The organism is Nonomuraea antri (genome assembly GCF_013283785.1).
Taxonomy (GTDB): domain Bacteria; phylum Actinomycetota; class Actinomycetes; order Streptosporangiales; family Streptosporangiaceae; genus Nonomuraea; species Nonomuraea antri.
Genome location: NZ_JABCPZ010000051.1, coordinates 1 through 22,960, shown reverse-complemented (window position 1 = coordinate 22,960; position 22,960 = coordinate 1). Strand labels below are relative to the sequence as shown.

The 22,960-nt window shown below is 67.6% G+C and carries 16 protein-coding genes; 12 read left to right on the top strand and 4 right to left on the bottom strand.

Features of this window, described 5'->3' with window-relative positions; all coding sequences use genetic code 11:
- Nucleotides 1-21: 21 nt before the first annotated feature.
- Genes HII36_RS18910 through HII36_RS18900 form a run of 3 tightly spaced genes read right to left on the bottom strand, consistent with a single transcriptional unit; the run spans nucleotide 22 to nucleotide 4,990 of the window.
- A complete protein-coding gene (locus HII36_RS18910; RefSeq protein ID WP_173524534.1) occupies nucleotides 22-1,839 on the bottom strand; it encodes a hypothetical protein in 1,818 nt (605 codons plus the stop codon).
- Nucleotides 1,836-3,650, bottom strand: coding sequence for a hypothetical protein (locus tag HII36_RS18905; RefSeq protein ID WP_217369683.1), 1,815 nt, complete (start codon nucleotides 3,648-3,650; stop codon nucleotides 1,836-1,838). Before HII36_RS18905 ends, HII36_RS18910 begins: the two co-directional genes overlap by 4 nt.
- Complete coding sequence (locus HII36_RS18900) at nucleotides 3,647-4,990, bottom strand: tyrosine-type recombinase/integrase (protein ID WP_173524533.1); 1,344 nt, start codon at nucleotides 4,988-4,990, stop codon at nucleotides 3,647-3,649. Before HII36_RS18900 ends, HII36_RS18905 begins: the two co-directional genes overlap by 4 nt.
- A gap of 748 nt (nucleotides 4,991-5,738) precedes the next feature.
- Here HII36_RS18900 and HII36_RS18895 point away from each other — a divergent pair.
- From HII36_RS18895 to HII36_RS18875, 5 genes are all read left to right on the top strand, one after another.
- Entirely contained in the window at nucleotides 5,739-6,212 is a 474-nt protein-coding gene (locus HII36_RS18895; RefSeq protein ID WP_173524532.1) for a hypothetical protein, read from the top strand.
- Entirely contained in the window at nucleotides 6,209-7,039 is an 831-nt protein-coding gene (locus HII36_RS18890; protein ID WP_173524531.1) for a TIGR04222 domain-containing membrane protein, read from the top strand. Before HII36_RS18895 ends, HII36_RS18890 begins: the two co-directional genes overlap by 4 nt.
- 381 nt (nucleotides 7,040-7,420) lie before the next feature.
- The gene (locus HII36_RS18885) at nucleotides 7,421-8,200 is read left to right on the top strand and encodes a helix-turn-helix transcriptional regulator (RefSeq protein WP_173524530.1); all 780 of its coding nucleotides are present in this window, start codon (nucleotides 7,421-7,423) and stop codon (nucleotides 8,198-8,200) included.
- Nucleotides 8,201-8,256: 56 nt separating this feature from the next.
- Nucleotides 8,257-9,504 carry an NADH-quinone oxidoreductase subunit NuoH gene (gene nuoH, locus HII36_RS18880; RefSeq protein ID WP_173524529.1) on the top strand — a complete coding sequence of 416 codons (1,248 nt, stop codon included), beginning with the start codon at nucleotides 8,257-8,259 and terminating at the stop codon, nucleotides 9,502-9,504.
- A 1,183-nt stretch (nucleotides 9,505-10,687) separates the two neighbouring features.
- Entirely contained in the window at nucleotides 10,688-10,840 is a 153-nt protein-coding gene (locus tag HII36_RS18875) for a hypothetical protein (protein WP_173524528.1), read from the top strand.
- 208 nt (nucleotides 10,841-11,048) lie between these two features.
- On the opposite strand, the gene HII36_RS18870 is transcribed toward HII36_RS18875, so the two are convergent.
- Complete coding sequence (locus HII36_RS18870; protein ID WP_173524527.1) at nucleotides 11,049-13,757, bottom strand: ATP-binding protein; 2,709 nt, start codon at nucleotides 13,755-13,757, stop codon at nucleotides 11,049-11,051.
- A 222-nt stretch (nucleotides 13,758-13,979) separates the two neighbouring features.
- Here HII36_RS18870 and HII36_RS18865 point away from each other — a divergent pair, with 222 nt between their 5' ends.
- From HII36_RS18865 to HII36_RS18835, 7 genes are all read left to right on the top strand, one after another.
- The gene (locus HII36_RS18865) at nucleotides 13,980-15,512 is read left to right on the top strand and encodes an MFS transporter (RefSeq protein WP_328807782.1); all 1,533 of its coding nucleotides are present in this window, start codon (nucleotides 13,980-13,982) and stop codon (nucleotides 15,510-15,512) included.
- Nucleotides 15,513-15,531: 19 nt separating this feature from the next.
- Nucleotides 15,532-15,921 carry a VOC family protein gene (locus tag HII36_RS18860; RefSeq protein ID WP_173524526.1) on the top strand — a complete coding sequence of 130 codons (390 nt, stop codon included), beginning with the start codon at nucleotides 15,532-15,534 and terminating at the stop codon, nucleotides 15,919-15,921.
- Nucleotides 15,918-16,499, top strand: coding sequence for a dihydrofolate reductase family protein (locus tag HII36_RS18855; protein ID WP_173524525.1), 582 nt, complete (start codon nucleotides 15,918-15,920; stop codon nucleotides 16,497-16,499). The genes HII36_RS18860 and HII36_RS18855 overlap by 4 nt, the downstream gene beginning before the upstream one ends.
- A 257-nt stretch (nucleotides 16,500-16,756) precedes the next feature.
- A complete protein-coding gene (locus HII36_RS18850) occupies nucleotides 16,757-18,913 on the top strand; it encodes a WD40 repeat domain-containing serine/threonine protein kinase (RefSeq protein ID WP_173524524.1) in 2,157 nt (718 codons plus the stop codon).
- Nucleotides 18,910-19,347 (top strand): hypothetical protein, encoded by a 438-nt coding sequence (locus HII36_RS18845; RefSeq protein ID WP_173524523.1) that lies wholly within the window; start codon nucleotides 18,910-18,912, stop codon nucleotides 19,345-19,347. The genes HII36_RS18850 and HII36_RS18845 overlap by 4 nt, the downstream gene beginning before the upstream one ends.
- A 734-nt stretch (nucleotides 19,348-20,081) precedes the next feature.
- Entirely contained in the window at nucleotides 20,082-20,468 is a 387-nt protein-coding gene (locus HII36_RS18840; protein WP_236003638.1) for a pyridoxamine 5'-phosphate oxidase family protein, read from the top strand.
- Nucleotides 20,469-20,568: 100 nt separating this feature from the next.
- Nucleotides 20,569-22,960 (top strand): excinuclease ABC subunit UvrA (locus HII36_RS18835; RefSeq protein WP_217369682.1); only part of this gene is annotated, 2,392 nt, incomplete at its 3' end.

Here is a 22,960-nt window from a genome sequence, read left to right as displayed (position 1 = left end):
TGCCTGCTCAGACCCCAACTGTCAACGAATGTGACAGTAACCCCGGCTCACCGTACCGCTCCTACTCGTAGGCCAACTCGGCGTCGATGCGCTGAGCCGCGCCGCCGCCGGCGCGGCCGCCGTCATTCCAGTCCCGGTAAAGATCTTCCAGGTAGTCCAGTTTCGCGACGGCCTCCTCCGCCGCGACCTCGGCGGCGAACCGGACGCTGAAGTGCCCGCATAGCCTTCGAACATGATCGTTTTCGCGTGATGAAACTGTCGGGCGCCGGCCACAATCCCGAACGGCTGGTGCGCGATGTGCCAGGCCAGCGTGCGACGAAACTGGCGGGTTTCGAAGGCCCACGGCAGTCCAGTCGCGGAGCCGGTGCCAAGATCGTCGTCATCCAGGTCATCAGCACCGCCGGTGACCGGCGCGCGGGGGATGAACAGACCGTTGGGAGTGCTGAACAGGCCGCTGAGGTGCTCCCGGAACCTGGCGAGCTTGAGATTGACGTCGCTTAGCAACCGATACCCGGCGTTTTCGCCGGTGAGACGACCGAACAGATGGGTCGGGTCGTCGTTGAGTTGCAAGAGGATATCGACGGCTTGGTGGACCACGTTGAGGACGACCCACTCGACCTCATCTCCGCTGAGCTTGCGTCCTTTGAAGACGCGGCCGCGCAGCTTGTAGCGGGGGCGGCCGTCGTCCGCAGTGTCGATGAAGGCGCAATCGCGCCGGAGTTCGCGTACCTCAACGTCCCTGGCGCCCGATAGGAAAGCAATCAGGATCCAGCAGGCGGTTCGCAGGTAACCGAGTTCGAGACGCAGGTTCCAGGGGTCCAGGGAACTGCGCCAGGGCCTTCCTGAATCGGGCCAGATCGGCATAGGGGTGTTGAGGCCTCCAGGCTCGTAGCCGAGTTCGTCGCCCGCCCGACGCAGCAACTCGTGGTGACCTTGTCCTGCAACGATGGTGCCAAGGAGAAGGCCGATCATCCTCTTGTTGGGATGTTGTGGGACCCCGTTGATGACGGGGATCTTCGGCCAGCGGCACGCCGCTCCCCAGGCAAGGGCGGGGATGCCACGGCCCTCTGCTCGACGCTGGTCAACGAATGCACTGATCAATGCCTTCGTCTCGCCCGGGCTCCGCCGGGGACCACAGGCGTGTGCGGTTTCGAGAAGCTTCAGTTCTCGGCGGGCGGCCAGAATGTCCTGGCCTGCGTGCTGGACGTAGAACAGCGCGCCCTTGACGAGCGGTCCGCTGATCTCTTCGGGAATGCGTTTTGTGGTGTTTTCGCCTTCTTTTCGGATATTGCCAGCGACCGCATTGGCCGCGCGTCCTGGCCAGGGGGCGATAAGTAGGCGGTCCTGGCTGAGGAACGGGCTGTGAGCCGCAAAGTGCTTCAGCTCGTTGACATGGGCCTCCGCCATCACCGGTGATCGCGCCTTCCAGATGCTCAACGCGTCTTGCAGATGCTGTTTGGTGACCTCTGACAGCCGAGGTGCGCCGACTTGCCGCAGTGTCGCCAAGACCGCTTTGGCCCTGAGTGCAGCGCCGCAGATCCCTGTGATCTTCAGGGTGCGGCTGGCCCTTCCGTGCGGAACGTCACCTGCCGACCCTCTTCGGATCCGGGAGTAGAGATACTCCCGTAGTGTCCGCTCGGCGATGTCGTCGTGGACTCCTGCGAAATCACAGGCAACCTGCGACTGCGTGCGGGGAACGAAAGGGCGAAAGTCCCATTCCTCATCGGCGAAGCGAGGTCCCCGAAGGCCGGTGCCCATGGTGAGCGCCTCGGGCAGGACGTAAGCGTCGTCGGGGATCGGCTCGGGGGCGACAGAGCCAAGCTGGTGGGGCGTGCTCACGTGATGATCTCCAGGAACTGGGCGGGCAGAGCCAGAGCGGGGCCGTTGGCCTCGGCGATGGCCTGCGCGGTGGTGATCTGCTGGTCGCTGAACTTGGGCCGGATCCCGTGGACAATGCGTTCCCAGGCCAGCCCGTGGCGGGCCTTCCATTCCTGGACTGAGTACTCCTCGCGCTGCTTTTCCAGGAAGGACAGGAAGCTCAGGATGCTGGGTAGGTGCCGGGTGGTGAACACCGCGTTGGGGCACTCCAAGCAGCCCCAGACAGCCACCGGGCAGCCCGCTCCCTTCTTGATCGCATAAGGCGAGGCGTAGAAGCCGGTGCAGGAGGCCAGCCAGACGTCGTTCGCCCCGGATAGAGCCGCGTGAACTTCGTCCGGAGTCAGCGGCTCGCCTTCGTCGAGACGGCCGCCATCGTCGTCCAGGACGATGAGCGGTGCTAAGGCCGTGGCCAGTGCCTCGCGAAGCCCGTTCTCCACCGCGTCCTCGTGCAGTTCGCGGTGAGCTTCGATGTCGGCGTAGTGGCGGGCGGCGACTCTCTTGGTATGGCCCTCGGCGAAGTCCTCAAGAACGCCGGAAGTCTGCAGGTAGCGGCGGGACTTATAGGTCTTGCGGAGCCGCACCAGGTTCAGACTGGCAGGACCTCCGTCACGGTCGGTGAGCTTGTCCAGTTCGTGTCGCCTCATCCAGCTGACAGCGAGGCGGTTCAGAGGGCGCCTTCGATCGAACGAGGGCCGCAAACCGTCGTGAAGGACATCAATCCAGAGCCAGTCGGTGTCGAGCAACTGCCGACCACGCTGAGTGAGTCGCAGAGCGAGCCGAAGCAGACCGCCCGGGTAGTGCAGAGCACCTCCATCGGCCACCCGCAACGTCTTGCGTGAGGCTCCTCGGGCACGGGTTTTGACGTAGGAGACGCTCACGAACCCGCGGCCAGGACTGACCAGGCAATCCGCCCGCAGCTTGCTCGCGCACTCGGGCTCCAAGCCGGTCTGGCAGATCAACAACACCAGAAACGGCACCAGATCCGCTGAGGTCAGGAACAGGCTGCTGTTCACGCCTCGGATGCCGCCCATCCGGTTGCACGCGTTGCTGAGGCCTTGCCCGCCCCGACCCACACTTGTCAGTGGCCCGTGATGGGCAACGTGCCAGAGGACGTTCTCCAGTCGGTGCCAGCCGCCGACCGCAGGATCCTGGCCGAACGCAGCCAAGCGCTCACCCTCCAGAATCCGGTCACGAATCGCTCGAACGTCCGCCAGGGCCGCGGCCTGCATGGCTTCGAACACGGGGAACGGGTAGGAGTCCAACGGGTTATCGACGCGGCCCGCCAGAGTGGAGGTGAGGCTCAGCCGAGTCTGCATCTCCATGCTGACCTTGTCGGCGTTCTCCTCAGCCGCCAGCCGCAAGAGCTGGATCACCCTGACGGTAGTGCTATAGGGCGTTGGCCTTTTGTCCCCGTAGTGCGTCAGCAGCCGCCCTTCGTAACCTTCTAGCAGGGCAGGTGTCAAATCTTCCAGATCGAACTTCTCAGCCGTGCTCGAGTGGGCCGCAGCGACGAACTCGGCGAATGACCGCACTGCCCGCACGCTGTCCTTGACAGTGGCTTCTGAGCGTTGGCTGCCGGTGTCGCCGGCGATACCTGACAACGCCCACGCCAGATGCCGGACCAGCCGCGGGCAAGGCAGGTCCGACAGGTCGAAGGTCGCCTCCTGTCCTCGGAACCGGGCGGAGAAGACGATGGGTCCGACTGCCGGAACGGGGACCGGTTCGGGCGGCATGTCCGCCGCCGCAGGGAAGCGGACGCGACGCGGGCTCATCCGGCCGACTCCGCACCGGACTTGACCGCCTCCAGAGCTGCGGTCTGCGCGTCCCATTCGGCCAGCGCGGCCAGCACGATGTCTTGAGCGTCATCGAGCACGTCCAGGTAGGTGTAGACGGTCGACTCCTGGCTGTGGCCCAGCAGCAGCTGCAGCCTGCGCATCGGATTGCCGATCAGCAACCGCCGGATCTCGGCCCGCGCGAGGCTGGCGTTCTCCGGCCGGCCGAGCTCCCGCAGGGTCTGCCGCAGCAGCAACCCAAGCATGTGAACCGCGTAGATGTGGCGCAACGTGTGTGGATGGATCTCCGTCGGGATGCCGAACTTGGCGCACCGCTGGTTGGCCCGCCGGAACGCCGACTGCCAGGTCGACGGCCGCAGCGGCTGCCCCTCGTCACCCAGCCATAACCACAACGGCCCGGCCACCGCCCCGTCGCCGTCCACGCGCAGCAGCCGCCGCCGGTCCACAGCGCCGATCTTGTTGTAGGACCACGTCCTGCTCGTGTCGAGCAGCTGCAGCGCGTGCCGCCCGGCCCGCGCCACCAGCAGATCATCCTCGAGCACCGGGTAGCCGCCCTGGGACAGCACCCGCTGTACCAGCTCGTCCCGCTCAATCTCGACGTAGTGGTGCAGCGCGCGCAGCACGCGTTTGGGCAGGTAAACCGTCCTGCGCTTGCCGCGCTTGGTCACCGCGGCCGACAGCCTCACGTCTCCGACCACGCGGGCGCCGTGCAGCGGCGGCACTTCGCTGATCAGCAGGCTTGATGCCTCGCCCAGCCGCATGCCGGTGTGCACCAGCGTGTCGGCGAACATCGCGTTGCGCTCGCCGTGCCGCCCGCGCCAGGTCGGGTCCGGCCGGCCCTCGGGTAGCTCACCGCGCAGGCCGACGTCGCGCCAGAGCAGGTAGTCCTCCATCGACACGAACTCCGGCGGCGCGTCTTCCGGGTCGTCCTCATGCTGAGCGTTCACCCGGACCTGCTTGAGCCCGTGCGGCGTCAGCACCGTCTTGTCGACGTAGCGGAACGGCTCGCCGGCCAGCAGCTCTTCGGCGATCGACCACTGCACCCACTTGTCCAGCGCGGCGATCGACCGGTTCCAGGTGCCGACCGTCACCTGGTGCGGGCCCGGCGTGCGCAGCCGCACCACCTTGTAGGCGCGCAGGTCGGCGCCGTCGCACTCCCAGATCGTCTTGCCGCCTCGCGACTCGTGCAGGAACCGGCAGAACAGCATGATGTCGCGGCTGTAGGCCAGACGGCCGTTCTCCGAGCGCACCTGCCAGCTGTCGAGCTCGCGCAGGAACCGGTTGAGCTGAAGGTCGTAGGAGCCGTCAGGCCCCAGCATAAACGGCTGGCCCTCGCCGACGCCGGCCCGCTGGAGGACACCGGCGACGTCTGGGACGTCAGGAGCGCCGGTTGCTCGCGTACGTGACGTACGGCGGAGCTGGACAACTGCTTCGAGCGGTTCGGGGGAAGGGCCGACCGCTGGTTCTGTTGCTGTGGGGGGCACTGCTCATCTCTTTCGTGAGACAGGTGTGAAGCAGACATATCTGTCAGACCTGTGAGACAAGATCAAGTGCCAAGATAAACGTCGCCGAATGGGTGGCCGTCACACGCAACTGGCAGCTCAGCGTGGACACCGCGGAGAAGGCCAAGCTCGAGCAGGCCGCGCAAGACCGCCCGAACGCACCCCCAACCCAGCCCTCCTGAAGCAGCGCCCTGGACAGCACCGTGGCCTGCCGGACCGGCTCGTCCGGCGCCCGTGACGGCCCTGAAGGTTGACTCCTATGTCGCGCATCCGTGTTCGCGGGTTGCGGGCGATCTGCGCCAGCACGTGGACGTGTATGTGCGGGGAGGGTCCACCCGCGTGGGTCCTTCCCGGATGCGGAGGGCGGGTTGATGTCGTGAGTGCGGCATGGGTGAGTCACGCGGGGTGGGCTTGACGGAGGAGTTTCCTGGCGGGGGCGCCGCCCTGGTCGATCGCGGTGGACGTGTCGGCGAGTTGCTGGCTGGTGCCGTCGGGGCGGCGCAGCAGGACGTGGACGGCGGACTAGGTCGTCGAGCGGGCGATGAGGAACGCGTCGCGGCGGAGCATGATGCGCTGGACGGCCCTGGCCGGGGGGACGGCGGCGGTGGGGGTAGTTGAAGTCGGCCAGGATGATGGCGGCCTGGCCGACGGCGCGGAAGCGGCGGAACAGGCCGGCCCCGAGGAAGGGTGCCTGGAGCAGGTTGTCGGCGGGCACGCGGCCGTGGTACCTGTCCACGTGTCGGCTACGGCCTCGGCCGGTGGCATCCAGCCGGCTCAGCGCCCGATCGCAGACGGGGATGAACCCGCGGCAGAGCGGGCGGTCGACTTCGAAGCTGTAGCCCGGGCGGCGTGGGCCTTCGATCGGCACTCCATCGCTGTCACGCCGTTCCAGGAAGCTGATCAGGGCCAGGTCGGGCTGGAGGGGGTCGAAGACCTGAAAATGCCCAGCGGGTCGCTCGGGAGCCCCCCGGAGCCGACGTGTCAGAATCGACACGGTGCGCCGCCTTCCGACCCCGCTGGAAGGAAAGCCCCCGAATGAACGTGATCGCGCTGATCGCCTCACTGGTCCTCGCGGTTCTCGTCGTCTTCGCCGTCCGCTCGCTCGCACGCCGGGTCGCCGCCATCGAGGCGGCCGTCCCTGTCTTCCGGACGCGCGAGCTGACCCCGTACGAGCTGGCCTATCTGCAGGGTGGACAGCGGAGGACCGCCTTGGCCGCCATCGGGATACTGGTCGAGGCGGGCAGGTTGCGCCTTTCCCGCGATGGCCGCATCCACCCGGTCCGGTCGCGCCATGAGCCGGGCGACCCGATCGAGGAGCACTTCCTGCGATTGGTCGCCGGCGCGCCGGCGGGTCTGGAGGCGCGTCATTTAGAGCGTGAGCTCTACAGCGGTTCGTACACGGATGACCTCGAACACCGCCTCATCGAGAACGGGCTGCTGTATCAGACCGGTTCCCTCCACACGATGGACCGGTGGCTCTGGATCGTGGGAGCGCTGGGCTGGGTCGCCACCGCGGCGGCGGGCAGCGTGTTGTGGGCCGCGCTGACCACGAGCATGACAACCCAGTCCGTGCTGACGCTGGGCATCCTCGCCGTGGTGGTGCTGACCGCACTGATCGCATGGGCTCACCAGGAGAAGAAGAGGTTTCGGCACTGTACGCCGGCCGGCGACGAGGCTCTTGAGGCGCTCATGCGCGACAACCCCTGGGACACCGCCAAAGGACCCATCACCATCGCCCTGCACGGCCCGAGCGACGACATCCGCGACGCGATTCTCGGCCCTCGGCCCGCCTCACGCCCCAACAGAGCCGCCTCCGGCGGGAGCGGTTGCAACGCCGGGGGTTGCGGTGGTGGCTGCGGCGGCTGACCCCGTCTCAGAGGCCCACGAGACGGAGCAGTGAGCAAGCAATGCGACCGGCGGATACGTCCGATCCAGCGTTGTCGAGCCCTGCCGCCTGACTCATCCCCGAACGTCCGGGCCGAAACCGATCCTCGGCGAGCGGCGGCCGCCCGCCGCCACGTCCAGCAAACCTAACGCCTGCGGGTGCCCTGATGCGACCTCGAACCCCCGAAGCCTCGTCCAGGTGGCCGACCATCGGCCGACTGGTGGTCTCTCTTCGGTGCTTGTTGGAGTGTCAGGCATGCTAGGCACATGAAGGATTCAGAACGTGCCTGACGCGTCATCCATGGTTGGTCTGGCATCTCAGGCACGCGCCATGCTCCAGCCGGCCACGGCATGATCCACTCGGTGCCCGCGCTGGGGCAGGCCGAGCCGTACGAGATGATCGTGCGGCGGTCGCCGCCGCACCTGCGCCCGTACGCACTGGGGGCGGCGGGATTCCGCACGCGGACGGCGGAAGACGCGCGGATGCTGCCGCTCAACGCGGCCACCTTGATCGTCGACTTCACCGGCATGAGCCCGATCGTCACCGGCCCACGCGCCACCGCGACGTTCGCGGTCCACACGCCGTGGCGTCACGGGATGGCGGTCGGGCTCACTCCCGCCGGGATGTCCGCGCTGACGGGCGCGCCGGTCAGGGAAGTGGCCGGGGCGACCGTGCCACTCGCTGACCTCCTCGGCAGCATCCGGGCCGAGGAACTGGCGGGGCGGCTGAGCGAGACAGCGAGCTGGGATGAGCGCTTCGCCCTGCTGTGGGAGCGCCTGACGACGTGGCTGCGCCCCGGCCCGGGACGCGACCACCTGATCACGCACGCCTGGTGGCGGCTGCAGGCCCCGGACTGTCCGCGCACGATCGCGGACCTCGCCGCCGAGCTCGGCGTCAGCAGGCGATACGTCGAGCTCGGATTCCGCAGAGTGGTGGGTCTGTCACCCAAGACCGTCGCCCGGATCGCCCGCTTCCAGCGGACCATGGACAGCTGGCGCCGCCCGTCAGCCACCCTGGACACAGCCCTGAGCTGCGGCTTCGCCGACCAGCCACATCTCAGCCGGGAGATCAGGGCGATGTCGCGGCTCACGCCCGCGCAACTGTTCGCATTCGTTCAAGACACCAGGCAGCTCGCCGAATAGCGTGACCTTCCGCTCCCGGCCGAACGTCGTGCCGGGACGGGAAGGGGCAACACGTCATGGGAGCCACACTCGCCGACTTCGGCAGGGATCCGCTGGGGATCACCATCGTCAAGGCGGTGTTCCTGTTCCTCTTCCTCTCGCTGGGAGTCGTGTTCGGGGTCTGGTTCGAGCGCAAGCTCATCTCCAGGATGCAGAACCGCATCGGACCCAACCGAGCGGGACCCTTCGGGATCCTGCAGTCGGTGGCGGACGCGATCAAGATGGGGTTGAAGGAGGACCTCTTCCCCAACACCGTGGACAAGGTGCTGTATCTGCTGGCCCCGGTCATCATGGTGGTTCCGGCGTTCGTGGCGTTCTCGATCGTGCCGTTCGGGCCGAAGGTGTGGATGTTCGGGCACCAGACGCCGTTGCAACTGGTCGATCTGCCGGTGGCGGTGTTGTTCATGCTGGCGATGGGAGCCATCTCGCTGTACGGGGTGGTGCTGGCCGGGTGGTCGTCGCGCTCGCCGTACGCGCTGCTCGGTGGACTGCGCTCGGCCGCGCAGGTCGTCTCCTACGAGATCGCGATGGGCCTGTCGTTCGTGGCCGTCTTCATCTTCGCCGGGACGCTGTCGACCTCGGAGATCGTGAACGCGCAGACGTCGCTGTGGTACGGCATCATGCTGCTGCCGTCGTTCCTGGTGTATGTGATCTGCATGTTCGGTGAGGCGGCGCGGATTCCGTTCGACCTGCCCGAGGGTGAGGGTGAACTGGTCGGCGGCTTCCAGACGGAGTACTCCTCATCGCTGAAGTTCGCTCTGATCATGATGGGCGAGTACCTGCACACGTTCACCGCCTCCGGCATCGCGGTCACCCTGTTCATGGGTGGCTGGCGGGCGCCGTTCCCGATCTCGCTGTGGGCGGGCGCGAACGAGGGCTGGTGGCCGCTGCTCTGGTTCTTCATCAAGTTCGTGCTGACGTTCTGCTTCATCATCTGGGTCCGCGCCTCGCTGCCCCGCGTACGCTACGACCAGCTCATGTCCTTGGGCTGGAAGGTCCTCATCCCGGTCAACCTAGGCTGGATCCTCCTCGTCGCCGCCGTCCGGACGATCACGCAGAGCCCGGGAATCGTCTCCACCGCGCTCGGGGTCGTCATCGCCGTCGGCGCCCTGGCCATCTGGATGCGGTTCGACACCGTCGGCCAGCGGCGAAAGGAAGCCAGGAAGGCACAGGTCGACGCCGAGTTCGAGGAGCTCGGCGAAGAACCGACCGCAGGCGGCTTCCCGGTACCGCCGCTCGATCTACCGCACTATCACGGCCGCTGATCCGCCACCCAGGCGCTGACCAGGGTGGCCCGCCGTTCGGCGAACCAGGCCGCGGGCGGCACCAGGACGCCGACGAGGACGAAGCCGACGCCGAGGGCGATCCAGCCGGCGAAGCCAGGCGGCCCTCCAGGTCCAGCTCGGCGTGATGGCCGACGAGATGATGGTGCGAATCCAGGCCGAGGCGAGGTATGCCGTGCTTGCCCTGCACCCGCAGGAACTCACTGCTCAGCTCGTTCTCCACCTCCTTCTCCGCTCGCACGCTGATCTTGTGCACGAGCTGGATCAGCAGTTCCACCAGCCCGTCGATCGTCTCGGTCTTGCGCACCCAGCACAGCGCCGCCAGCAGCGTCAGGCACACCTGCGGGCAGGCCGCGGCGCAGTCGGACGGATACCTGCGCATCGCCCGCGTCCGCCACGCCTCCACGATCTTCTCCGAAGTTCCCTCGAGCAGGTTCTCCGGCGGCCAGATCGCCTTGACCCGCTCCAGCTTGGCGATCTCGCCAGCAGCGTCCCTAACTGCAGCGGCCCCGGGTCCTCCTTCAGCCCCCTGCAGAAAGCTGGGGGTGGCGATGAGCTCCTGCATCATTCTCTGACCTGCAAGAAGATCAAGGTGACGATGGCAGGTGGCCTCTGTTGAGACGTACGGGCGAAGCCCGTGCCGCTGTTTTTCAGGGGGAATAAATTTTGAATCACCCGCCGCCTTTACATTGTAGATCACAAGGTGCGATCACGACTGGATTCGCTCATCCCTCTCACGCCTGGACGATCACTTCCAGAACACTTGTCAGCAGCTTGCGATCGGTTGAGGGCCGGATACTTGACCGGATGGCTCGGTTCCTCACGCTTTGTCGCCTCCCCTATCCTGCTGTTGATCAGGAAGTCTTGCGGTTCCCTAAACAGAAGATCTCGACTACAAGCACCCGGACTCCTCCGGGGACACCCTTCCGCCATCCTGGACGTCGAGTTCGGCACGCTTGAGAACCGGATCCGACAAGCTGCCGCCTCTCGCATCCACCCCATGCCACCAAGGTTTGAAACTCACCGGATCGGCAATCCCAGCGATGCATCCCAAGGCGTACTGCTGATCTCCGTGCCTCCCGGTTCTTTCGCTCCTCACGCGGTCTCCATTCCGGCGAAGAAGGAGACCCGTCTGCGGTGGCCACGCCGGCATGGAGCGGACAAGGTGTGGCTGTCGGAGTCGGAAATCGCCGCGGCGTACCGACGAAGGGTCATGGCCGCCACCGACCAGGCCCAGCGCATCGCGGAGCTGGAGAACGGCATCGTTGCCATGACCGCCCAGACCCGCGGGCAGTATCGCTACCGCTGCTGGTGGTGACACTCGTCCGCGACCTGCCCGGTGAGCTGATTCTGGACGGTCCCAGCGTCGAGCGGATTCGATCCACCGCACGAAAAGAGGTGACCAATAGCCCAAGACAACGATCGTGAGTGGTCGCAGTGGTCGCGGTTGTTGTCGCGCTGATGCAGCGCCCGCAGTCAGCCTCGATACATTGGGCAGCCATAGGTGTGTTCGCCGTCCACGCTGCTCAGCGCTCCAGTGCGGTTTCATAGTGAAGCACCTTGCTGAGCTCGGCGCGGGATCGGATCTCGAGTTTCGGATAGACCTTGTACAGGTGGTATTCGACGGTGCGGGGGCTGAGGAAGAGTTGCGCCGCGATGTCACGATTGGACAGGCCGGCCGCGGCGAGTTCGGCGATCTGCAGTTCCTGCGGTGTCAGTCGACTCGCCTCGGCCGGCGTCGAACGTTGCTGACCAGAGCCGTCGATCGTGGCCAGTTCACCCGATGCACGCTCTACCCAGGGCCGGGCGCCCAACTGGTCGAACAGACGGCGTGCGACGTCCAGCTGCTCCCGGGCCTCGGTCTTGCGGCGGGCGCGGCGTAGCCATTCGCCGTAAAGCAGGGTGGTTCGGGCGCGATCGAAGGGCCGTTCGTCGACCGGGTGGCGTGCCAGTGCTTGAACGTACAGATCCTCCGCCGACTCGTCGGTCGTAAGCAGGGCCCGACACCGCAACACCAAGGCGTCGGTCCACGGCTCATCCATGACCGTCGCCCAAGCTTCGCAGCGCCGCAGCGCCTCGGCCGCCGCGTCGGCACGGCCGATTCGGACGGCGGCTTCGATGAAGTCGGGCACGCTGCGCTGGACGGCGGACAGGTGCCGGGTTGGTGCCCGTTGCACGGCAGCAAGACGTTCGTACGCCTCAGCGATCCGGCCAAGTCCCAGATGGAGCAGGCCGAGGGCCGCGCCGGCCTGGGTGCCCGTCGCACGCTCGTCACCCGGAGAACCCGCGTCGGTGCTCGCCATCGCGCGGCAACGCGTCTCATCACCCTCGATCGCCGCCAGGTAGGCCAACGCGGAGCTCGCGTACGCGGCCCAGAGCTGTTGACCGGTATCACGGCCCAGCGTGACCGCTTCGGTGCCGCTGATCAGCGCGTCCCGATGCCGACCGAGAAAGACTTGACTCAGGCTGAGCTGGGCAAGCGCCGATGGGAGCACGGCGACCGCGCCCCGCTCGCGGGCATCCTGGATGATCTCGGCGGCGATCTCCGACGATGTTCTGTCCCGATTCAGCATTGTCGCGAAGCTCATCACCTCGGCCAGGGCCTCGGGTCCACGCTCCCTGGCGACGGAGGCGGCGCGGAGCAGCAGAGGATCAAGTTCGGGGTACCCGCGAGGGTCGGTCACGAGGGCGGCCACCGCAGTCCATTTCGCGAGCCACGCAACGGCATCCAGTGATGTTCCCTCGGGCGCCAACGAGGCAAGGTGATCGACAGCGGCGACGAGCTTCACCGGATCCGTGGGCATCGACCAGACCGTGTGCACAGCGGTCAGGCCCAGCCAGAACGCACGCTCGCCATCACCTGCGACCATCGCGTCGCTGGCGGCCAGGAGGTGGCCATAGGCCTCGTGCAGGTTACGGGCTGCGAATTCGGCCCGACCGGCAACCTCGAGCAACCGGGCGCGATGCAACGGGCCACCGGCAGTCGAAAGGGTCTGCAGCGCCGTCACCCTGGCCCATTCGATCCTGCCCGCGTCGACAGCCGCTTCGGCCGCGTCGGTCATCCGACGCACCGCATCGCTCGCCTCGGCCGAAAGTTCAGCGGCTCTTCGAAAGGCCGACGATGCCGCACTGTGCGCACCCCGAGCCATCGCACGCCTGCCCGCCTGTTCCAAGGCGTCGGCGATCGCGTCGTCGTGTCCGATCGTCGCCGCGGCCAGATGCCAGACGCGCCGATATTCGTTGCCGGTGACCGTGGCCAGGGCGCGATGAGACTCCAGCCGATCGGCCAGTACCGCGCCGTGATACGCGGCAGACCGCAACAGCGGGTGCCGGAAGACCAGCGCGCCGTGCGCCACTCGAACCAGTCCGGCTGATTCCGCCGCGGTCAGATCGGCGAGCGAGGTACCGACCGCGGGAGCCGCCCGGTAAATGGTCGCGAGATCACCCGTGTCGTCGGCCGCTGCGAGTGTCAGAAACCTGCGCGTACTGGGCGGGAGTGCGTCGATCTGGCGACCGAACGCCTGCACCAGGCGATCGGTCAACCGTATCGGGGCCTCGTACGGCATCGGGCCTGTGGCCGCAAGTTCACGCAGCGCCAATGGGTTGCCTTCGGTGGACGCGACCAACTCGGTCCGGGCAACGCCCGCGAAACCGAGATCATCGAGCAGCAGCGCAGCGTCTTGTGGCAGTAGGCCGGCGAGTGTGATTTGCGGGAGCCCGGACGCATCCGGCGCGCCGGGCTCGTCACGGGTGGCGATCAGTACGCCGACGGCCTCGCGCCCCAGCCTCCGTGCGGCGAACATCCACGCATCCAGCGATGCCCGGTCCAGCCAGTGCGCGTCGTCGATCAGAACCAGCAGCGGAGACACTTCGGACGCCTCGGCCAGCAACGACAACACCGCCGCGCCGATCATGAACCGGTCCGGAGTGGCCTCCCCTAGCCCGAAGGCACCGGACAACGCACGGCGCTGCGGTTCGGCCAGCGCCGGAAGATGGTCGAGGACTGGGCGGAGCGCCTGGTGCAGCCCGGCGAACGGCACCTGGCTCTCCGATTCATAGCCTGCGCACTGCAGTACCCGGACGTGCTCGTCCACGCTGCCGAGGGCGTACTCCAGCAGGGCGGTCTTCCCGATCCCGGGCTCCCCGCGCATCAGCAGCACACCACTCGCCCCGCGCCGGACCTGCTCGAGCAGGGCGTCGATGGCAGCACACTCAACCTGCCGGCCGCGAAGCATGGCGGCCAGACTACCGCCGCACTGGCCATGCAACCACTGATACCGATACGGATTCGGGCATCGGCCGATCTCCCTAGTGTCGAAGCACCACCGCCGGGCTGCCGCGCCCGGCGGATTGGTGGACCAGGAGCTGAGCACCACCGACTGGGGTAGATCGTGACTACTGGAAATGCGAGACCCGGAGCCGGGTGGCGAGAATGGGTTGGGCTCGCCGTGCTCGGCGTGCCCACGTTCCTCGTCACCATGGACTTCTCCGTGCTGTTCCTGGCCGTACCACGCCTCACCGCCGACCTCGCGCCCAGCGGCATCCAGCAGCTGTGGATCGTGGACATCTACGGCCTCATGATCGCGGGCTTGCTGGTCACCATGGGCACCATCGGTGACCGGATCGGCCGGAGGAAGCTGTTGTTCCTCGGCGCCGCGGTGTTCGGCATCGCCTCTGTGGCGGCGGCGTTCTCCACCAGCCCGGAGATGCTCATCGCCAGCCGTGCGCTGCTCGGCGTGGCAGGCGCCGCGGTGACGCCGTCGGTGCTGGCCCTGATCACCGGCATGTTCACCGACCCGTCGCAAAGCCGCCGCGCTCTGGCCGGCTATCTGGCTTGTTTCATGGGTGGGGCGACGCTCGGCCCGCTCGTCGGTGGCGTCCTGCTGGAGCATTTCTGGTGGGGTTCGGTGTTCTTGGTGTCCGTGCCGGGTATCGTGCTGCTGCTGGCGTTCGGCCGTTCCCTGCTCCCTGAGCAGAAGGCACCGCTGGCCGGCAAGCTCGACCCGGTCAGCGTCGCGCTGTCCCTCGCAGCGATCCTGCCGTTCGTCTATGGGCTCAAGGGACTTGCTCGCAACGGCTGGGAGTGGTTCCCCGCCGGGGCACTGGTGTTCGGCATCGCGGTTGGGTGGGTGTTCGTCCAGCGGCAGCGACGCCTGGAGCACCCGCTGCTCGATCTGCGCATGTTCGGCAACCGCACGTTCAGCTCCGCTCTGATCTTGATGTTCGTCACCGCCGTCGTGGGGGCCGGCACCCTCCTCCTCGCCACGCAGTACCTGCAGAACGTCGCCGGCCTCACCCCGCTGGCGGCCGGCTTGCTCCTGCTGGTGCCCAACGTACTGATGATCATCGGCAATCTGACCACTCCTCTTGTGGCGAACCACATCCGTCCGGCGTACTTGATCGCGGGTGGCCTTCTCATCGCGGGCGCGGGCTACCTGGCCTTCACGCTGGCTGACTCGACGTCCGGCCCGATGACGATCTTCGTCGCGATGTGTGTCGTCATGCTCGGCACCGCTCCGCTGGCCGCGCTCTGCAACCACCTCGCCATGGGCGTCGTGTCGCCGGACAAGGCCGGCTCGGGGGCGTCGATCGTCCAGACGGCCGCAGAGTTCGGGATCGGGTTCGGCATCGCCATGCTCGCAACGCTCGGGGCCGCGGTGTACCGGGATGGCGTGGAGGGCGCGCTCGGCACGGTACCTCCTGAGGTTGCGGACGCGGCCCGGGAAAGCATCGACCGCGCGGTCGGCGTGGCCGGTCAACTGCCCGCGGCGCAGAGCGGCGACCTGCTGGCCACAGCCCGCGACGCCTTCACCTCCGGCGTGCACGTGGTGGGCATCGTCAGCGCCATCATGTATGCCGGCCTGGCCGTTCTCGCTGTGCGGGCATTCAAGCACGTTCGGAACTCGCACGGCGACGACACGACGTCGGACGCCGACCCACTGCGCGGAGCCGAAACAGCCACGCCGAGCGATGCGCGCTCATCGATTTGACCCCGATCGAGGAGAAGCCATGCCCCAACCCGTCGTGCACTTCGAGATCGTCGGCGGCGACGCCGCGGCACTGCATGCCTTCTATGCCCAATTGTTCGGCTGGAAGATCGAACCTCGGGGCCCTGGCGGTTACGGCGTCGTCCAGCCGAGCGGGCCGAACGGCATCACCGGCGGCATCGGCTCCGGTGACAGTGGTGACAGCCGGCACGTCACCATCTACGTCGAGGTGCCCGATGTCGGTACAGCTCTGGGCAGGGCCGAAGAGCTGGGTGGCCGACGACTGTTCGGCCCGGCCATCGTGCCGGGAACCAACGTCGAGTTGGGCCAGTTCACCGATCCCGAGGATCACGTGATCGGCTTGACCGCCGCGATCACACCCGATCGACCACACGTAAGGAGAACATCATGACCGCGACCTACACCTGGGACATCTATTCCACCCTCGACGGCTACGGCTCCTACAACAGCGACGGCGACTGGGGCGGCTACTGGGGCAAGCAAGGCCCCGAGTTCCTGGACTACCGCTTCGCCTTGTACGGCGAGGAGCAGCGGATGGTCTTCGGGGCCCGGACCTACCGGGAATCCGTGCAGCTTCTGGACTTGAGCACCGAGCCTGAGGCGCTCGACCCGGTGAACGCCCGGTTGAGGAACCTGCCGACAACGGTGATCTCGACCACACTCGAAGGGCCCCTCGCCTGGCCCAACGCGACCCTCGTGCGCGGCGACGCCGTCGACGTCGTCGCCCGGCTCAAGGAAGAGTCCGACGTGCCACTACGCTCGCACGGCAGCCTGTCCATGAACCGAGCGCTGATGGCCGCCGGCCTGGTCGACCACATTCAGGTGACGATCTTCCCAGTGATCACCGGACAGACCGGAACGGCCCCGATCTTCCAGGGCGCGGCCGACTTCGACCTCGAACTGCTCAAGAGCCGGACGCTCGACGGCCGGACTCAAGAGCTCATCTTCCGGCCTACCCTGCACAGCTGAGTCGAGGTGTCCCGCCGCTCGGACTCTTCCCCGTCGACCTGCCGTGCGGCCGCTTGCGGTTCACGCCGTTCCTCCTGGACGCGCCGCCGATCAAGACGCCGACCTCCAAACGCTGACCTCAGCGAGAACGTGAACACCGCCCCAGCGGACGAGCGCACGCACCATGCCGGCCCGTCCGTCGCGGTGGCCCTTACCTGATCCGTTTGCTAAGGCTGAGGAGAAGCGAAAGCTCGAGCCGCGAAGGCGGGTGAGGTGCCATGGCCGACCGTCGTCCTCTCGGGCCGGAAGACCCGGCGCACGTCGGCGACTACCGACTGACCCAGGTGCTGGGCGAGGGCGGGCAGGGCATCGTCTACCTGGGCCTGGCACCCGACGGCCGGCAGGTCGCGATCAAGGTGCTACATGCCCGGCGGGCCACCGACCCGGCGGAAAGGCGCCGCTTCAGCCGCGAGAGCGCCATCATGGCCCGGCTGGCCGCCGCCTTCTGCACCGCCGCTGTGCTGGACCTGGGCGAGTTCGCCGGGCGGCCGTACCTGATCAGCGAGTACATCCCTGGCCCCACCCTGGACGAGCTGGTCATCGAGCACGGCCCGATACGCGGCGGGCTGGACCAACTGGCGGTCACCATGCTCACGACACTGGCCGCGGTGCATCGCGCCGGGATCGTGCACCGGGACTTCAAACCGAGCAACGTGATCATGGGCCCGGCCGGGCCGACCGTCATCGACTTCGGCATCGCCCGCCTGACCGACCGGAGCACCACCAGCTCCGGGCTCGTGGGCACTCCCGCCTACCTGGCCCCAGAACAGCTCGGTGGCCAGCCCGCCGGCCCTCCCGCCGATGTCTTCGCCTGGGCGGCCACCATGGTGTACGCGGCCACCGGGCACCGGGCCTTCCCCGGCGGCACCCAGGCGGCGGTGCTCGCCGCCATTCTCACCGGCGCCCCTGACCTGACCGGGGTCCCCGACCGGTTGACCGCCCTCTTAGCGGCTTGTTTCGCCAAGCTGCCGCAGGACCGGCCCACCACCGACGTCCTGCTCGGCCATCTCACCGACGGAATCCCGCCCGCTCCCCCTCTCACCCCGGTTCTCAGCGCCTCCGCGGCGGCCGTCGTCCCAGAGCCCGCGTCGATGCCCCTGCCGGCCCTCGTCCGACGACCGGACCAGCTCGGGACGCCGAACCTGAACAGGGCCGGCACCGCACCTCCGCTCCCCCTCAAGGCCCCGGCACCCGACATGCCGCCCCCGGCTCAACCGCGTCCCGGCCGGATGACCCGCCGCCGTGTCCTGCTCGGAGCCGGCGCCGCGGCCCTCACCGGCACCGCCTCGCTGGCTCTCCCCCGATGGTTCAGCGGCCCCGACGTCGAAACGACACCACCGGCATCCTCGCCCCCCGCCGCTACGGCGCCGGCGCTGGGAACCCTGCTGCACACGCTCAGCGGTCACAAGAGCAGGATCTTTGATGTAGTTCTCGGTGAGCTGGGCGGAAAAACGATCGCTGTCTCCACCGACCAGGAGACGATACGAGTATGGGATCTGGCGGCAGGCACCCTGTTGAAGAAGCTCCCCGTACCACCCAGCCAGGACGGCTTGTACACCATGCTGGCGATCGGCCGGCTGGGTAGGACCACGGTCGTCGTCGGATGCGACCATTCCGTTGGCCGGCTGGCGGTGTGGGACCTGGCCCGGGGGAAACTCATCAAAACGTCCGCCGGCCCGGAACGCCCGGTGTACGGCCTGGCCGTCGGCCGGTTCGGCCGGTCCACGATCGCCGTCTCCGCGGTGAGCGGCGGGACCTTGCGGGTGTGGGACCTGACCGCGGACACTCTGATCAAGACACTCCCCGGCCACGAGTACCAGGCCAACGCGGTGGCGCTCGGGCACCTGGGGAAGATCCCGATCGCCCTGTCAGGCAGCGCGGGAGGCCGGACCGGAGCCGGAGGCGGCAGGGACAGGGGCGCGCGGCTGTGGGACCTGCGGGCGGGAACCGAGCTGAGAGTGCTCGCCGGCGACTTGCCCGAGATACACGAGGTGGCGATCGGGCGGTTGGGAGATGTCCCGATCGGCCTGGCCACCGACATCAAGGGCTTCGTCCGCGTCTGGAATCTGGCCACAGGAAGCCTGCTCAAGCGGCTGCGCGCGGAGACAGGAATGGCTGACAATGTGGCGGCCGGCCTCCTCGGTGACACCGCGATCGCCATCTCCGACGACAGAGACCAGAACATGATCGTATGGGACCTGGAGAAGGGTACCGAGCTGAAGAAGATCGCTGCCGTTGACGTCACTTCGGTGAAGATCGGCCGGCTCGGCGACCTCCCGATCGCCGTCTCCGCCAGTTCCAAGGCGGTTCAGGTATGGAGCCTGGGCAGCCCCTGGAGCTCTACCAGCAACTCTCCGACGAAACCGACCTCATGATCAAGGCCACCGGCCGGCTGACCCACCTCGAACAAGTCAAGCAGGGCGACTCCACAGAAGCCCAGCACCTGCGAAAAGTCCGCGAGCACCATCTGACCGAGACGGCCAGCTTGATCGAAACGATGATGGACAGCGGCATCCGCCTGCCCTCCTACGATCCACAGACGGCGCGAGAAATCATCGAGACCGGACCACTGACGCACCCAGACGCCGCTGAGTTCGGTGTCTTTGGCACAGTCCTGAACGTGCGCCTGGACGAGTTGCCGCACTGGTTGCCGGCTTGGTGCCTTGACCATCCGGGTGGCGAACCCGCCGACGTGGTGTTCCGGCCCGGGTGCCGACACGACTCGCGTCTTCCTCGGCAACCCACGGATCCCTCCGGGAGAACGGGCCCGCCTGACAGCGGAGCATCAACGTGCTCAATCCGTCGTTGATGCCATCGACCAGCGACGCTCACCGCAAACGCACCGAGGACAACATCAGGGCGGCCGCCGCACGGCTTCTCCGCGGCGAGCTCCCTCCTGGCGGCAAGTGCGACATCAAGACCCTGGCCGCATCCACCGGCGTCTCCCGCGCAACCCTTACGCCTGGAAATGCTGCGGGCCAACGGGCACCAGCCAGATCCCCGAGACGCCCAGATACAGAGGCTGACGGCCTGGCGATGTCGTTGGCGCGGCGACGGGCCGACAGTTCGCCGATCACCCTGTCGGTGGCGGTGTCGAGCGCAGCGGACAGACGGCCACCCGGGCCGCCGGTGTTCCGATGGGGACTCCCGAACGGAACACCCACGAACGGCCACAACTCCGGCCACAAGACTGGGGGTCGTCATCGAGACGACGTGGCCGCTCGCCAATCCAGGCGGCGGCTGGGACAGTCCAAAGAAAGGACGACGGCCGGGCGCCCCGGCGGTTTCGCAGGACGGCCGAAAAACATGACACAAGGCGTCGGGTTTTAGAGCGATCATCGGTTCACCGGTCACCGCCGATGTGAGTGCGGACCGGGGCCCCACGGACAGACAAGGACCTCGATGCGCGAAACCCCCGAGGAGCTCAGGGAACTTCAGGCTCTCCTCGATGCCTCCCTTTCCCGCTCTACCTCGCACCTCCGCTCGATCATCAATACCGAGAACACCCTGACCTCGGAGCAACTCACCCGGATCCTGACCGGAATGTGCACCCTCGCCCTGTCCACCGTGACGGCGAAGGGCGAGCCGCGGATCAGCGGCGTGGACGGGCACTTCCTGCACGGCAAGTGGCACTTCGGCACGGCGCCCGGCGCCGCCAAGGCCCGCCACCTGGCCGCCCGCCCCGCCGTCAGCGCCGCGCACATGCGCGGTGAGGACCTGGGCGTGTTCACCCACGGGACAGTGGAGATCCTCAACCCTGCGGACGGCGAACCGGCCGAGGACTGGCCGGACGTGCTCGCCTACCTCAAGGAGTTCTACGGCGACTTCTCCGACTGGGGCAACGACGTGGTCTACTACCGGCTGCATCCGCACTGGATGACCGCCTACGCCCCCGACGTCGACAAGCTCACTTCGGTGCCGCGGTCCTGATCTGCGGCACGAGCCGCCGCGTGGTGGCGTGATCGGTTGGTTCGGCATGGGTGGGTGTCTGCCTGCCCATGTTCTGTGTTTGCGAGAGGATGGACGAAGGTTGACTGCGTTCGTACGGGACGTCGCGGGTATCGAGTGCGAGGCCATCGAGGTGGTGGGGGCCCGTACCAACAATCTGCGGGACGTGTCGGTGAGCATCCCCAAAGGGCGGCTTGTCGCCTTCACCGGAGTGAGCGGTAGCGGCAAAACCTCGCTGGCCATCGATACCCTGCACAATGAGGCGCAGTTGCGGTATCTGGAGGGGCTTTCGCCGTTCGTGCGGCAGTACATCACCCAGCGCAACCGGCCGAAGGTCGACCGCATCCTGGGACTCGGCGCGACGCTCGCGGTCGACCAGCGCCGCCTGAACCGCAACCCCCGCTCCACGGTCGCGACGATCACCGGTATCGATGGGCACCTGGGGCTGCTGTACTCGCGCCTTCCGGGAATCGTCGCGGACCCGGCGGCGGAGAGCGGGCACGGGCATCTGACGACCGCTCACTTCGACCGCAACACGCCGGAAGGCAGCTGTGCGGACTGCCACGGCGTGGGCGGGCGATGGCAGGCGCAGGAGGACCTGGTCATCACCCACCCGGAGCTTCCGCTCTTCGAGGGGGCCTCGCCCTGGTACGCGAAGTGGCGGTCGGGGGAGCATGCGTTCGTGCCGGCGCTCGCCGAGAAACGCGGCGTGGATCTCGGCCGGCCGTGGCAGTCGCTGCCGGAGGAGTTCCGTCACTGTGTGCTGTACGGCACGGGTGAGGAGAAGATCGAGGCGACCGTCAACATGACGAACAAGAACGAGACGGCCCAGGTGACCTACACCTCCAGCCAGCCGCTGCGGGGCGCGCTCGCCGAGGTGGAGCGGGTGTTCGTGAACGCCCAGACCTCCAGCGCCAAGCAGCGCTACCTGCCGTACATGCGCAAGCAGCCGTGCGGCACCTGCGGCGGCAGCGGGTACGACCAGGTGGCCCGGTCGGTGCGGCTCGGCGGGCTGACCTTCCCCGACCTGCTCGAGGTGGACGTACGAAAGGTATGCAGCTGGGCGGAGCGGGCGGCCGGCGACCTGGGCGCCCGGCAGCGCGAGGTGGGCGAGCCGCTGCTGCAGGACCTGGGCCGCAGGCTCGCGATCCTTGACCGGCTCGGCCTCGCCCATCTCCAGCTGTCCCGGAGCGCGGCGACGCTGTCCGGGGGTGAGTTGCAGCGAACCCGGCTCGCCGCGCAGCTCAGCACCGAGCTGAGCGGCATCGTCTTCGTCCTGGACGAGCCCGGCACCGGGCTGCATCCGGCGGACAAGGCACACCTGCTCGACATCGCCCTGGAGCTACGCAAGGCCGGCAACACGGTGCTCCTGGTCGAGCACGACCCTGAACTGATCGCCCGGGCCGACTGGGTGATCGACATGGGGCCCGGCGCGGGCCGCCTCGGCGGTGAGGTCCTGGTGTCGGGGCCTCCCGCCGACGCGGCCGCCCACCCGACGTCATTGACCGGCCGCTACCTGGCCGGGGAGGGGCCGCGGCTGCGCCGGATCCGCCGTCCGGCCGGGGAGGACACCGGCTGGGTGGAGCTGCACGGCTTGCGTGCGCACAATGTGACCGCAAACCTGGTGCGATTTCCCGCCGGCCGGCTCACGTGCCTGACCGGGGTGAGCGGCAGCGGCAAGAGCAGTCTGCTCGGCGCGCTCGCGGCGAGCGTGGAGGCCGCCCTGAACGGGACGATGACCGACACGGTGCGACAGGTGACCGGCCTGGAGGGGTTCGATTGGGTCGCCGTCGTCGATCAGGAACCGCTCGGGCGCACGCCGCGGTCCAACCCGGCCACCTACAGCAAGGCGTTCGACATCGTCCGCAAGCTGTTCGCCGAAACCGACATGGCGCGCGGGCGCGGGGTCAATGCCTCCTGGTTCAGTTTCAACACCGCGGGTGGTGGCCGATGCGAAACCTGCACCGGTTACGGCCGCAAGCTGGTCGACATGCACTTCCTGCCGGATGTGTGGGTGGTCTGCGACGCGTGCGAGGGCCGGCGCTACAAGCCGGAGGCTTTGGAGATCAGGTATCAGGGGCTGGCCATCGATCAGGTGCTGGAGCTGACCGTCGCCGAGGCTGTGGAGCGGTTCGCCGAGCCCCGGCAACTCGCGGAAATCCTGGGAGCCTTGAACCAGGTCGGGCTTGGCTATCTCCAGCTCGGCCAGAGCGCCACAGAGTTGTCCGGCGGCGAGGCGCAACGGCTGAAGCTGGCGTCCGCGATCCAGCGCGGTGCCGCGGGCCGCAAGGCCGGCCTTGTCGTTCTCGACGAACCCGTTTCGGGTCTGCACCCGTCTGACATCCAGCGTGTGGTGGATGCGCTCGACGTGTTGCTCGACTCGGGCAACACCGTCGTCGTGGCCGAACATGACATCCCCGTCGCCGCGTCCGCGGACTGGGTGATCGACCTGGGGCCGGGGGCGGGTCCGGACG

Bases quoted from the DNA above. Each gene is read 5' to 3' on its own strand.
- HII36_RS18905 (WP_217369683.1), bottom strand. From the start codon at position 3,650: ATGAGCCCGCGTCGCGTCCGCTTCCCTGCGGCGGCGGACATGCCGCCC.
- HII36_RS18860 (WP_173524526.1), top strand. From the start codon at position 15,532: ATGCCCCAACCCGTCGTGCACTTCGAGATCGTCGGCGGCGACGCCGCG.
- HII36_RS18855 (WP_173524525.1), top strand. From the start codon at position 15,918: ATGACCGCGACCTACACCTGGGACATCTATTCCACCCTCGACGGCTAC.
- HII36_RS18890 (WP_173524531.1), top strand. From the start codon at position 6,209: ATGAACGTGATCGCGCTGATCGCCTCACTGGTCCTCGCGGTTCTCGTC.
- HII36_RS18895 (WP_173524532.1), top strand. From the start codon at position 5,739: ATGATGCGCTGGACGGCCCTGGCCGGGGGGACGGCGGCGGTGGGGGTA.
- HII36_RS18845 (WP_173524523.1), top strand. From the start codon at position 18,910: ATGATCAAGGCCACCGGCCGGCTGACCCACCTCGAACAAGTCAAGCAG.
- HII36_RS18840 (WP_236003638.1), top strand. From the start codon at position 20,082: ATGTGCACCCTCGCCCTGTCCACCGTGACGGCGAAGGGCGAGCCGCGG.
- nuoH (WP_173524529.1), top strand. From the start codon at position 8,257: ATGGGAGCCACACTCGCCGACTTCGGCAGGGATCCGCTGGGGATCACC.
- HII36_RS18900 (WP_173524533.1), bottom strand. From the start codon at position 4,990: ATGCTGGGGCCTGACGGCTCCTACGACCTTCAGCTCAACCGGTTCCTG.
- HII36_RS18850 (WP_173524524.1), top strand. From the start codon at position 16,757: ATGGCCGACCGTCGTCCTCTCGGGCCGGAAGACCCGGCGCACGTCGGC.
- HII36_RS18870 (WP_173524527.1), bottom strand. From the start codon at position 13,757: ATGCTTCGCGGCCGGCAGGTTGAGTGTGCTGCCATCGACGCCCTGCTC.